The organism is Burkholderia sp. LMG 13014 (genome assembly GCF_905232215.1).
Lineage (GTDB): Bacteria > Pseudomonadota > Gammaproteobacteria > Burkholderiales > Burkholderiaceae > Burkholderia.
In genome coordinates this window covers 40,562-52,355 of the sequence record NZ_CAJNKE010000007.1, presented here as the reverse complement: position 1 = coordinate 52,355, position 11,794 = coordinate 40,562, and the positions used below count along the sequence as shown (strand labels likewise).

10 protein-coding genes are annotated in these 11,794 nt (G+C 65.1%); 4 read left to right on the top strand and 6 right to left on the bottom strand.

What is annotated here, in order from left to right:
* The first annotated feature begins 317 nt into the window (after positions 1–317).
* The gene (locus JYJ84_RS02370) at positions 318–2,708 is read left to right on the top strand and encodes a penicillin-binding protein 1A (RefSeq protein ID WP_174976778.1); all 2,391 of its coding nucleotides are present in this window, start codon (positions 318–320) and stop codon (positions 2,706–2,708) included.
* 93 nt (positions 2,709–2,801) lie between these two features.
* Here the strand turns inward: JYJ84_RS02370 and cyaY are convergent, their stop codons facing one another.
* Positions 2,802–3,131: an iron donor protein CyaY gene (gene cyaY / locus JYJ84_RS02365; RefSeq protein ID WP_122944208.1), complete on the bottom strand. Its 330-nt coding sequence runs from the start codon at positions 3,129–3,131 to the stop codon at positions 2,802–2,804.
* A 36-nt stretch (positions 3,132–3,167) separates the two neighbouring features.
* Here cyaY and JYJ84_RS02360 point away from each other — a divergent pair, with 36 nt between their 5' ends.
* Entirely contained in the window at positions 3,168–3,446 is a 279-nt protein-coding gene (locus JYJ84_RS02360; protein WP_122944207.1) for a lipoprotein, read from the top strand.
* A gap of 78 nt (positions 3,447–3,524) precedes the next feature.
* On the opposite strand, the gene msrQ is transcribed toward JYJ84_RS02360, so the two are convergent.
* The 5 genes from msrQ to JYJ84_RS02335 form a co-directional block, all read right to left on the bottom strand.
* Positions 3,525–4,211: a protein-methionine-sulfoxide reductase heme-binding subunit MsrQ gene (msrQ, locus tag JYJ84_RS02355; RefSeq protein ID WP_122944206.1), complete on the bottom strand. Its 687-nt coding sequence runs from the start codon at positions 4,209–4,211 to the stop codon at positions 3,525–3,527.
* Positions 4,212–4,231: 20 nt separating this feature from the next.
* The gene (gene msrP, locus JYJ84_RS02350) at positions 4,232–5,227 is read right to left on the bottom strand and encodes a protein-methionine-sulfoxide reductase catalytic subunit MsrP (protein ID WP_122944205.1); all 996 of its coding nucleotides are present in this window, start codon (positions 5,225–5,227) and stop codon (positions 4,232–4,234) included.
* A gap of 158 nt (positions 5,228–5,385) precedes the next feature.
* Positions 5,386–6,576, bottom strand: a complete 1,191-nt coding sequence (gene ccsB / locus JYJ84_RS02345; RefSeq protein WP_122944204.1) for a c-type cytochrome biogenesis protein CcsB — start codon at positions 6,574–6,576, stop codon at positions 5,386–5,388.
* Between the two features lie 4 nt (positions 6,577–6,580).
* Positions 6,581–8,797, bottom strand: a complete 2,217-nt coding sequence (locus JYJ84_RS02340) for a cytochrome c biogenesis protein ResB (protein ID WP_122944203.1) — start codon at positions 8,795–8,797, stop codon at positions 6,581–6,583.
* Between the two features lie 216 nt (positions 8,798–9,013).
* Positions 9,014–9,667 (bottom strand): cytochrome c, encoded by a 654-nt coding sequence (locus JYJ84_RS02335; protein WP_122944202.1) that lies wholly within the window; start codon positions 9,665–9,667, stop codon positions 9,014–9,016.
* 214 nt (positions 9,668–9,881) lie between these two features.
* Here JYJ84_RS02335 and yihA point away from each other — a divergent pair, with 214 nt between their 5' ends.
* Both yihA and hemB read left to right on the top strand, forming a co-directional pair.
* A complete protein-coding gene (gene yihA / locus JYJ84_RS02330) occupies positions 9,882–10,541 on the top strand; it encodes a ribosome biogenesis GTP-binding protein YihA/YsxC (protein WP_122944201.1) in 660 nt (219 codons plus the stop codon).
* 253 nt (positions 10,542–10,794) lie between these two features.
* Positions 10,795–11,793, top strand: a complete 999-nt coding sequence (gene hemB / locus JYJ84_RS02325) for a porphobilinogen synthase (protein ID WP_174958646.1) — start codon at positions 10,795–10,797, stop codon at positions 11,791–11,793.
* Position 11,794 lies beyond the last annotated feature (1 nt).

The window sequence follows — 11,794 nt, the reverse complement described above, 5'->3', positions numbered from 1 at the left end:
GCTCAGCACGACCACCCTCACCTCGTCCGAACCGACGTCGATTCCCGTCGACCGGTGCCCGCCCCGCGCAAACCACGCTCCCCATCGTCCTGCCATCCCAGCCTCCCGAGATCGTCGCGGCCCACGCCGCGTTTCCGAGACCTGATTCTGCAAAGCGGCGCGCGCGGCCGACAGTCGGCCTAACGGCCAGCATCCGCTCGCCACGGCCGTGCGCGGGCTATGCTGGTAGTACGCCAGCCCACCGCTTCGCGGCGGGCGGCCCCTCGCGTCAGGACCGGTCTTACCGGGCAGCTATAATCGCGGGACTGTTTTCCGGTATGCCTATGCAATCCACGACTCCTACGTCCCCGCCTCCCGCCCCGGAGCCGAAGAAGCGGCCCTGGTGGCAAAAAGTCCTGCTCGGATTCGCCACGATGTGCGTGGCGCTCGTCGTGGCCGGCGGCCTCGTGCTCGGCTACGCGCTCGTCGTCGCCTGGCCGAACATGCCGTCGCTCGACGCGCTGACCGACTATCGGCCGAAGGTGCCGCTGCGCATCTATACGTCCGATCACGTGCTGATCGGCGAATTCGGCGAAGAGCGCCGCGACGTCGTCCATTTCAAGGACGTGCCCGACTCGCTGAAGAATGCGATCCTCGCGATCGAGGACGCGCGCTTCTACGATCACGGCGGGGTCGACCTCACCGGCATCGTCCGCGCCGGCATCGTCGCGCTGACGAACGGCCATGCGTCGCAGGGTGCGAGCACGATCACGATGCAGGTCGCGCGCAACTTCTTCCTGTCGAGCGAGAAGACCTACACGCGCAAGATCTACGAGATGCTGCTCGCGTACCGGATCGAGCGGGCGCTGACGAAGGATCAGATTCTCGAGGTCTACATGAATCAGATCTATCTCGGCCAGCGCGCGTACGGCTTCGCAAGCGCCGCGCGGGTCTACTTCGGCAAGGACCTGAAGGACATCACGCTCGCCGAAGCAGCGATGCTCGCGGGGCTGCCGAAGGCGCCGTCCGCGTACAACCCGGTCGTGAACCCGAAGCGCGCGAAGGTGCGCCAGGAATACATCCTGCAACGGATGCTCGAGCTGAACTTCATCTCGCGCGAGCAGTACGACGAGGCCGTCGCCCAGCCGCTCGTCGTCAAGGGCCCAGGCCGCGATTTCAGCGTGCACGCCGAGTACGTCGCGGAAATGGTCCGACAAATGATGTACGCGCAGTACCGTGAGGAAACCTACACGCGCGGCTTCAACGTCGTCACGACGATCGACTCCGCGGACCAGCAGGTCGCCTACACCGCGCTGCGCAAGGGCATCATGGATTACGAACGCCGGCACGGCTATCGGGGGCCGGAAGGCTTCATCGAGCTGCCGGCCGGTGCCGATGACCGCGAACAGGCGATCGACGATGCGCTGCTCGAACACCCCGACAACGGCGAACTGATTGCCGCGGTCGTCACGGCCGCCAGCCCGCGCCAGATCACGGTTGCATTCATCGACGGCAGCAATGCGACGATCGAAGGCGACAACCTGCGCTTCGCATCGGGCGCGCTGTCGGCCAACGCGCAGCCGAATCGCCGCATCCGCCCGGGCGCGATCGTCCGCGTCGTGAAGAACGACGCCGGCAAATGGTCGATCACGCAGTTGCCACAGGTCGAGGGGGCGTTCCTGTCGATCGTCCCGCAGGACGGCGCGATCCGCTCGCTCGTCGGCGGCTTCGACTACAACAAGAACAAGTTCAACCACGTCACGCAGGCGTGGCGGCAGCCGGGTTCGTCGTTCAAGCCGTTCATCTATTCGGCGTCGCTCGACAAGGGCCTCGGGCCGGCAACCGTGATCAACGACGGCCCGCTGTATTTCAGCGCCGCCGAAACGGGCGGCCAGCCGTGGGAGCCGAAGAACTACGGTGGCGGCTTCGAAGGCCCGATGTCGATGCGCACCGCGCTGCAGCGCTCGCGCAACCTCGTGTCGATCCGGATCCTGAACCACATCGGCACGAAGTACGCGCAGCAGTACATCACGCGCTTCGGCTTCGACGCCGAACGCCATCCGGCCTACCTGCCGATGGCACTCGGCGCGGGCCAGGTCACGCCGCTGCAGATGGCAGGCGCGTACTCGGTCTTCGCGAACGGCGGCTACCGCGTCAATCCGTACCTGATCGCCGAAGTCACCGATCCGAACGGGGCGATCGTCGTGCGCGCGCAGCCGCTCGTCGCCGAGCAGAACGCGCCGCGCGCGATCGACGCACGCAACGCGTACGTGATGAACAGCCTGCTGCAGAGCGTCGCGCAGCGCGGCACGGGCGCACGGACCAACGTGCTGAAGCGCACCGACCTCGCGGGCAAGACCGGCACGACGAACGACTCGCACGACGCGTGGTTCGCCGGCTACCAGCACACGCTCGCCGCGATCGCGTGGATCGGCTACGACAATCCGCGCAGCCTCGGCGATCGCGAAACGGGCGGCGGCCTGTCGCTGCCCGTCTGGATCGACTATATGGGTGCCGCGCTGAAGGGCGTGCCCGAGTTCAAGCCGACGGTGCCGGACGGCGTCGAATCGCTCGGCGGCGAGCTGTACTTCACCGAGTTCGCGCCGGGTCACGGCTTCGTGTCGACGGTCGGCGTACCGCAGGCACCGGCCGCGCAGAACGTCGACGCCACCGTGCCGCACGTTGACGAGCAGGAGAAGCAGGACATCATGAACCTGTTCGCGCACTGATCACCGGCCCGGACATGAAAAAAGCGCCCCCGCGGGGGCGCTTTTTCTTTGGCACGACGCGTCGGGGCGTAGCCCCGGCTTCGGTTCAGGCCGTTACGGCGCCCTGAACGTGATCGCCAGGCCGGCCTGTTGCGTCGCGTATTCGGTGAGCGCCGAGAAGAACTCGGTGCCCGTGCGCGTATCGCGCCATTCGCCGTCGATGAAACGGTAGTGGAAACCGCCCGCCTTCGCGGCGATCCACACTTCCTTCATCGGCGGCTGCAGGTTGACGATGATCTTCGAGCCGTTCTCGAACGTCAGCGTCAGGACGCTGCCGTTGCGCTCCAGATCGATGTCGTGATCGCCGTCGTTGGCGTCGTCGACAGTACGCTCGACGGCCGCCAGCACGGCCTCGGCACGGGTCAGGTATTCGGTATCGGACATGCTAAACTCTATCGGTTCAATTGTTCAGGGACGATCATGCGAGTCGTTTTCCGGATGAGCGCGATTGTAGCGGCTTTGGCGATTCTTGCCGGCTGCGGTCAAAGCGGCGCGCTCTATCTGCCCACCGTGCCTCCGATGCCCAAGCCACTCCAGCAGCAGGACGCGCCGCCGTCGGACGTGACGCCGACCGATGAAAACGCGTCGTCCGACAGTGTGCCCGATTCGTCCGGTACGCCGCTCACGCTGTCGCCCGAATTGTCGAGCGGCGCATCCGCCAAGCCCGCACCGGCGTCGAGCCCGGCCATCGCGAAATAACGACGCGCCGCCTGCAACGCTCGCGAAACAAGGCGATGACTTCCCGGTCATCGCCTTTTGTTTTTTCCGGTTGCGCCGTCACGCGCGCACGCGCCGCCATCCCCATGCAATGAGCCGCCAGCCGAGCAACACGGCGACGATCGCCGCATACAGCTTCGGTTGCGCGAGATTGTGCTTGCCGGCCCTCATCCACCAGAAGTGCAGCACGCCGAACAGCGCGATCGCATAGATCGTGCTGTGCAGTGTCGCCCAGTGGCGGCCGAGCCGGCGCACCATCGCACGCGGCGACGTTGCCGCGAGCGGAATCAGCAGCACGAACGCGGCGAAACCGACCGTGATGAACGGGCGCTTGCCGACGTCCTTCAGGATCGCGACGACGTCGAACCACTTGTCGAACCACAGGTAGGTCGTGAAGTGCAGCGTCGCGTAGAAGAATGCGAACAGCCCGATCATCCGGCGAAAACGCAGCAGCGCGGCGAACCCGGTCATGCGCCGCAGCGGCGTGACGGCGAGCGTGATGCACAACAAGACGAGCGTCCAGAGGCCCGTCGAGCGCGTGATGAACTCGATCGGATTCGCGCCGAGCCGGTCGGTCAGCCCGAACAGCACGAGACGCGCGAGCGGATAAAGGCCGGCCGCGAAAACCAGCACCTTGACCGGCGCGAGCCAGCGTGGCGCGGCGGGACGGACCGCACCGCCCCGTGCGGCACGTGCAGCCGCGCCGGCGCCAGTTGCAGGCGCGGCCGTCAGCGTCGAAGGAGGCATGTCGTTTCTCACCGTCGCGCTCAGAAATTCTTCTTCAGGTCCATGCCCTGATACATCGACGCGACCAGATCGCCGTAGCCGTTGAACATCAGCGTCTTGCGCTTCGGCGTGAAAAAGCCGTCCTCGCCGATGCGCCGCTCGGTCGCCTGGCTCCAGCGCGGATGATCGACGTTCGGGTTCACGTTCGAATAAAAGCCATACTCGTTCGCCGCATACGTGTTCCAGCTCGTCTTCGGCTGCTTGTCGACGAAGCGGATCTTCACGAGCGACTTCGCGCTCTTGAAGCCATACTTCCACGGCACGACGATCCGCACCGGCGCACCGTTCTGGTTCGGCAGCACCTGCCCGTAGACGCCCATCGTCAGCAGCGTCAGCGGATTCATCGCCTCATCCATCCGCAGCCCTTCCGAGTACGGCCAGTCGAGCACGGGCGTCGAGAGGCCGGGCATCTGCGACGGATCGGCCAGCGTGATGAACTGCACGTATTTCGCGTTGCCGGTCGGCTGCACGCGCTTGATCAGTTCGGACAGCGGCACGCCGATCCACGGGATCACCATCGACCATCCCTCGACGCAGCGCAACCGGTACACACGCTCCTCGAGCGGTGCGAGCTTCAGCAGTTCGTCGAGATCGAACACCTTCGGATGCAGCACCTCGCCTTCGACGCTCACGCGCCACGGGCGCGGCCGCAACGTGCCGGCGTTCTGCGCGGGGTCACTCTTGTCGGTGCCGAATTCGTAGAAGTTGTTGTAGGACGTGATGTCCTTGAACGGCGTCACCTTGTCGGCCGCGACGAACTTCGGATTCGTCTTCGCCGCGAGCTTTGCCGCACGCGCGTCGGGCGACGCATAGGCGGCCAACGCTGCACCGCTGCCGCCGAGCAGCCCGCCTGCCGCCGCGAGGCCGGCCGCCTGCAATACGCGCCGCCGGTTCTCGAACACCGCACGCGGCGTGATTTCGCCGGGCGCAATATCGCCGCCCGTCAGTACGTTCCGCAAAGGGCGTTTGATCCACATCGTGCTGCTCCTCCTGCATGCGCCACGCGCCGCTTCATGAGCGTTCGACCCGACCCGTCTTGCGCCGTTCGACGCCCGGACCGCCCGCCCGTTACAAAAGAAAACCGCCGGGCACACGGTGCACCGGCGGTCTCATAGTCGGACGAGCAGCGGAAATCTTACAGCTTGCCGTAGCTGTGCAGCCCGGACAGGAACATGTTGACGCCGAGGAACGCGAAGGTCGTCACGAGCAGGCCCGTGAGCGCCCACCATGCGGCCACCGTGCCGCGCAGGCCCTTCATCAGGCGCATGTGCAGCCACGCCGCGTAGTTGAGCCACACGATCAGTGCCCAGGTTTCCTTCGGGTCCCAGCTCCAGTAGCCGCCCCATGCTTCGGCCGCCCACAGCGCGCCGAGGATCGTCGCGATCGTGAAGAACGCGAAACCGACCGCGATCGACTTGTACATCACGTCGTCGAGCACTTCGAGCGTCGGCAGGCGATCGGCGAGCACGCCGCGCTCCTTCATCAGGTACGCGACCGACACCATCGCCGACAGCGCGAAGCTGCCGTAGCCGATGAAGTTCGCCGGCACGTGGATCTTCATCCACCAGCTTTGCAGCGCCGGCACGAGCGGCTGGATCTGCTGCGCATCGCGCGCGACCGAGTACCACATCAGGAAGCCGACGGCCGCGCTGATCACCAGCAGCACGAACGCGCCAAGCGCACGCGTGCCGTAGTGGCCTTCGTAATAGAGATAGAGCAGCGCGGTGATCAGGCTGAACAGCACGAACACTTCATACAGGTTCGATACCGGAATGTGCCCGACGTCCGCACCGATCAGGTAGGACTCGTACCAGCGCACCATCAGGCCGGTGAAGCCCATCAGCACGGCGACCCACGTGAGCTTCTGGCCGATCGCGGAACCCGACTCCGAGCGCGCGAGCAAGCCGATCCAGTAGAAGATCGTCGCGAGCACGAACAGCGCGCTCATCCACAGGATCGCAGACTGGCTCGACAGGAAATACTTGAGGAAGAACGCCGAATCGGCGCGCGCGAGATCGCCCTGATAGATCTGGATCGACAGCAGCGCCAGCACGGCGATCGACGCCATCATCAGCCGCGCGGGCTTCCAGCGCCAGCCGAGCGTGATGAGCGCCGGCACGGTGCCGATCATCACCGCCTTGTCGTAGTAATCCATGTGCGCGTTGTAGTGCACGAGCGCATAGCCCGCGCCCACCACGAGCGCCAGTGCGAACAGCCAGTCGAGCAGCGACAGGCGCGCGAGGAACGGACGGTCGTCGAACAGCGGCGCCACAACTGGAGCCTGGGCCGACGCCCGATGGGAAGAGGAAACTTGCGTGAGATCCATGATGTTACCGGGTGGAATTCTCGGAATCGGAACCGCCGCCGGCAGGCGGGCGGGCCGTCGATGCCGCACGGGCCGGCGCGGCGTCGCGAGGTGCGGCGTGCAGGGCGGCACCGGCCGCGTCGCGCGTCTGCACGAATTCTTTCTCGAAATCGAAGGTCTTGCGGGCCGAGGACATTGCCATCACCACATCGACGCCCGAACCGGCGTCCTTCAACCAGAACCAGAGGCGCCGCTCGCGCACGTAGAACATCGAGAAGATGCCGGCGACCAGCAGCAGGCTGCCAAGATACACCAGATTCTTGCCGGGTGCGCGCGTCAACTGAAATACCGAAGCTTGCACCTGCTTGAATGAGTCAAGCTGCAAATAGACCGGCGATCCATACAAAAAGCTGTCAGATAGCGCATTGATCGCGTTCTGCACGAAGCGGATCGTGTCGGTGCCCTGCTGCGCCGCCGGCTCGCCTGCGTGCTCGCGCGCGATCTGCCACACCTCCCACATCGAGCCTTCGAGCATGCGTAGCAGCAGGCTCGCGGCCTTCTCCTGCTCGGCCTTGGGCACCGAGCGGTCGATGAACGTCGCCACCGCCTGGAAGCCGCCGATCGGCTGGCCGTCGGCACCACGGCCGACGCTGTCGTCACTCGCCGCAAAAAGGGTCAGCACCTTCAAAGCACTGTCCTGCAGGCGGCTGCGCAGCGATGCGTCGGTGCCCGGCAGCGAACGCTGCGCGAAGCGCGCGGCGGCTTCGGCGCGTACGGACGGATCCTCGAGCGCGGCGCGCAGGTGCATCCATTCGCCGATCGAATCCTGGCTGTCGGCCGGAATGCGCATGTAGCGGAACGGGTCGTTCGGGCTCGCGCGCACGCCGGCGAGGAACACGCGCTCGCCTTTCATGTCGACGGGCAGCATGTAGTTGTTGAACTCGCGCGCCTGGCCGTCCTTGCCGCGGATCTTGTACTGCACGGACGGGCCGATGTTGTGGAGCTGCGTCGGCTTCGACGTCTTCGCACCGGAGCCGAGCCGTTCGTCGAACGCTTCCTTCAGCGAGCTCGTCGTCGCCACGCCGCGCACGTCCGGCTTGCCGTTCGCGTCGGCCATGTTCTCGACGTTGATCGCGCGGAAATCGGAGAACTCGATCGTGTCGCCGTCGCTGCCCGGCATCTGCAGCGGCGCCGAACTGCCGATCGTTCCCTTCACGGGGAAGGTCTTCGCATTGCCGCCCGTCATCGGGTAGGCCGTCATCTGCATCTGCGAGCCGCCGTCCTGGAAGCTCGACTGGTAGATCGACACGCCCTTGTACGTGAACGGCTTGTTGACCTCGACGCGCGCCGGAATCTTCTGGCCGGTCTCGCGATCGATCACGACGATATCGCTCGCGAACAGCTTCGGCATGCCCGTCGTGTAGTAATCGACGATGAACTTGTTGAGCTGGATCGAGAACGGCAGGTCCTGGATCAGCGAGCCGCTCGGCTGGTTCAGGATCGCGGTCGACACGAACTGGCCCTCGGGCACCCATGCATAGCCGCGGAACGTCGGGTTCGACGCGGACAGGCGATGGTCGGGCGAGATGTCGCTGATCGTCGCGCTCGTGTTGACCGGGCTCTTGCCGAACATCCACATCTGGAATTTGATCGGCAGGTTGCTGTCGAGCAGGCCGCCGATACAGATCACGACGATCGCGAGGTGCGCGGAGATGTAGCCCCACTTGGTCATCGCGCCGCGCTTCGCGGAGATCAGCGTCGCGCCGTCGTTTTCACGCACGACGTGCTTGTAGCCGGCCTTGGTGACGAACGTGGCGAGCGTCGCCGCAACCGTCGCGCGCGTGCCGGAAGTCGTGTATTCGGCCTTGTGGTGGAACGCGCGCAGGCTGCCTTCGCGAACCTTGTCCTTCCAGCTCTTCGCATCGGCGAGCATCTTCGGCGCGTTGCGGATCACGCACAGCGAGATCGACACGACGAGGAAGATCAGGATCAGCATGAACCACCACGCGCTGTACACGTTGTACAGGCCGAGCGAGCGGAAGATGTCCGCCCAGAACGGCCCGAACTGGTTCACATAGTTCGGATACGGATCGTCCTGGGTCAGGACCGTGCCGATGATGCTCGCAATCGACAGCACCACCAGCAGCGCAATCGCGAAGCGCATCGAGCTCAGCAGCTCGACCGCGCGCTTGGACGCACCCTGACCCGACTTCGACTGCAACCCCGACGTGGTAACGCTCATTCAAACTCCGACTTAGGGGAAACAGCCCCCTCGCTTACTGTGTTCGCTTGGGGAGCCCAGCCCCCCATCTCCCGCAAGCCTCGCCATCCTGGCTTGGCCCGGCGCGTGCCGACAAAAAAGAAGGGCGAGGCAACCGCAACGATGCGGCGCCCCACCCTTTTCTTGTTCTGACTCCGGTCGCCCTTCGGGCGCCCGGTCATTCTCGCTGCTGACCGCTCAACGCAGGCCCGCGATGTAATCCGCGACGGCCTTGATCTCGTTGTCCGACAGCCGCGTCGCGATCTGATGCATCGCCTCGTTGTTGTTGCGCGCGCCGGCACCCTGCTGGAACGCGGTCAACTGCGCGACCGTGTAATCGGCCCATTGCCCCGACAGACGCGGGTACTGGACCGGGATCCCCTGCCCTGTCGGCCCGTGGCAGCTCGCGCAGGCGGGGACGCCCTTCTCCGCAATGCCGCCGCGATAGATCTTCTGGCCGATCGGCACGGTCGCCGCATCGCGTGCGGTGCCGAGCTTCGTCGACTGCGACCCGTAGTACGCGGCGACGTTGCGCATGTCGTCCGCGCTCAGCGCGCTCGCGAATCCGACCATCACCGCGTTGTTCCGCACCGGCCCCTTCGCGCCCGGCTGCGTCTTGAAGTCGTTCAACTGCTTGACCAGATATTCGGGATGCTGGCCGGCAAGCTTCGGGAAACTGCCCGACGCGCTGTTGCCGTCGGCGCCGTGACACGACGCGCAGACCTGCCCGGCAATCGCCTTGCCGCGGTCGAGATCCGGCTTTGCCGCCTCCGCCGCGTTTGCCTCCGCTACGAAACCTACGAACCCTGCTGCAACCTGAAGCACCATCAGAGACTTGCACAGTCGATTCATTCGCACACCCTGTTTCGTCTTGTGGGAATTTGAGGTTCTGCAAAAAACGACGGCGTTCAGTCTACCGCAGAAGCTACATAAAAGCGCGAGGCAGGCGCCCGGTAGCCTTCGGCAAAACCGCCGTATTGTACAATATCGTGTTGAAAGCTCCCGCGCCTATCGGGGCTACCCCGCCTCCACCAAGCGGCTTGCGCCGCCCGTCCTTCCGGTTCCCATGGCCTTTCTGCTCCATCAAGCCCGCTTCTACACGACCGTCAACCATCTGCGCGACCTGCCGCCGACGGTCCAGCCGGAAATCGCGTTCGCAGGCCGCTCGAATGCCGGCAAGTCGACGGCGATCAACGTGCTGTGCAACCAGAAGCGGCTCGCCTTCGCGTCGAAGACGCCCGGCCGCACGCAGCATATCAACTACTTCTCCGTCGGCCCGGCCGCCGAGCCCGTCGCGAATCTCGTCGACCTGCCCGGCTACGGCTATGCGGAAGTGCCCGGTGCCGCCAAGGCCCACTGGGAAATGCTGCTGTCGTCCTACCTCGCGACCCGCTCGCAGCTGTGCGGCCTGATCCTGATGATGGATTCGCGCCGTCCGCTGACCGACCTCGATCGCCGCATGATCGAGTGGTTCGTGCCGACCGGCAAGCCGATCCACACGCTGCTGACGAAGTGCGACAAATTGACGCGGCAGGAAAGCATCAATGCGCTACGGACCACGCAAAAGGGGCTCGATGCGTATCGTGACCAGGGCGTCCAGGGCAAGCTGACGGTCCAGCTGTTCTCGGCAATGAAGCGCACGGGGCTCGACGAGGCGCACGCGCTGATCGAGAGCTGGCTGCGGCCGTCCGTCGCCGACGAAGAAAGCGCGCCTGTAGCACAATGATCGGGCAACGCGCGGCCGGGATCGGCGGCGCGCACCTGACGGTGCCTGCGGTTTCGGCCGGCGCATAAAAAAACCCGCCGTTGAACGGCGGGTCAAACAGCCTAATCGAAAAACGACAGGCACCCGCTCAGGGAGGAGAAGCGGGGAGCTGCACGCGACGCGTACCGCTCGATCGCTATCATATACCAACGCTCCCGAAAATGACCGAAGGGTTCCGTAAGGTCCTTACTGCCCTGATTTCTACCCAATCGCCATGAGCTTCCATCCGCTTCATCGTCCGCGCCGGATGCGCCGCGACGACTTCTCCCGCCGCCTGATGCGCGAAAACCGCCTGACCACCGACGACCTGATCTATCCGGTATTCGTCGTCGAAGGCACCAACGAACGGCAGCCGGTGCCATCGATGCCGGGCGTCGAACGCGTGTCCGTCGATCTGCTGATGCAGGTCGCCGAGCAATGCGTCGAACTCGGCGTGCCCGTGCTGTCGCTGTTCCCGGCCATCGAGCCGTCGGTGAAAACGCCTGACGGCCGCGAGGCAGCCAATCCGGCAGGCCTGATCCCGCGCGCGGTGCGCGAGCTGAAAAAGCGCTTCCCCGAGCTCGGCGTGTTGACCGACGTCGCACTCGATCCGTACACGAGCCATGGCCAGGACGGCGTGCTCGACGAAAATGGCTACGTGATCAACGACGACACGATCGAGATCCTGATCGACCAGGCGCGCGCGCAGGCCGAAGCCGGTGTCGACATCGTCGCCCCGTCGGACATGATGGACGGCCGCATCGGCGCGATCCGCGAAATGCTGGAAAGCGACGGCCATATCCACACGCGCATCATGGCCTATTCGGCCAAGTTCGCATCGGCGTTCTATGGCCCGTTCCGCGACGCGGTCGGCTCGGCATCCAATCTGGGCAAGGGCAACAAGATGACCTACCAGATGGATCCGGCGAACAGCGATGAAGCGCTGCGCGAAGTGCGCCTCGACATCGACGAAGGCGCCGACATGGTGATGGTCAAGCCCGGCATGCCCTACCTCGACATCGTGCGCCGCGTGAAGGACGAGTTCCGCTTCCCGACCTACGTGTACCAGGTGAGCGGTGAATACGCGATGCTGAAGGCTGCCGCGATGAACGGCTGGCTCGACCACGACAAGGTCGTGCTCGAATCGCTGCTCGCGTTCAAGCGTGCGGGCGCCGACGGCATCCTCACGTACTTCGCGCTCGACGCCGCGCGTCTGCTGAAAGCGCAACGCTGAT

Coding starts and splice junctions, on each gene's coding strand:
- JYJ84_RS02370 (WP_174976778.1), top strand. CDS start 318: ATGCCTATGCAATCCACGACTCCTACGTCCCCGCCTCCCGCCCCGGAG.
- cyaY (WP_122944208.1), bottom strand. CDS start 3,131: ATGTCCGATACCGAATACCTGACCCGTGCCGAGGCCGTGCTGGCGGCC.
- JYJ84_RS02360 (WP_122944207.1), top strand. CDS start 3,168: ATGCGAGTCGTTTTCCGGATGAGCGCGATTGTAGCGGCTTTGGCGATT.
- msrQ (WP_122944206.1), bottom strand. CDS start 4,211: ATGCCTCCTTCGACGCTGACGGCCGCGCCTGCAACTGGCGCCGGCGCG.
- msrP (WP_122944205.1), bottom strand. CDS start 5,227: ATGTGGATCAAACGCCCTTTGCGGAACGTACTGACGGGCGGCGATATT.
- ccsB (WP_122944204.1), bottom strand. CDS start 6,576: ATGGATCTCACGCAAGTTTCCTCTTCCCATCGGGCGTCGGCCCAGGCT.
- JYJ84_RS02340 (WP_122944203.1), bottom strand. CDS start 8,797: ATGAGCGTTACCACGTCGGGGTTGCAGTCGAAGTCGGGTCAGGGTGCG.
- JYJ84_RS02335 (WP_122944202.1), bottom strand. CDS start 9,667: ATGAATCGACTGTGCAAGTCTCTGATGGTGCTTCAGGTTGCAGCAGGG.
- yihA (WP_122944201.1), top strand. CDS start 9,882: ATGGCCTTTCTGCTCCATCAAGCCCGCTTCTACACGACCGTCAACCAT.
- hemB (WP_174958646.1), top strand. CDS start 10,795: ATGAGCTTCCATCCGCTTCATCGTCCGCGCCGGATGCGCCGCGACGAC.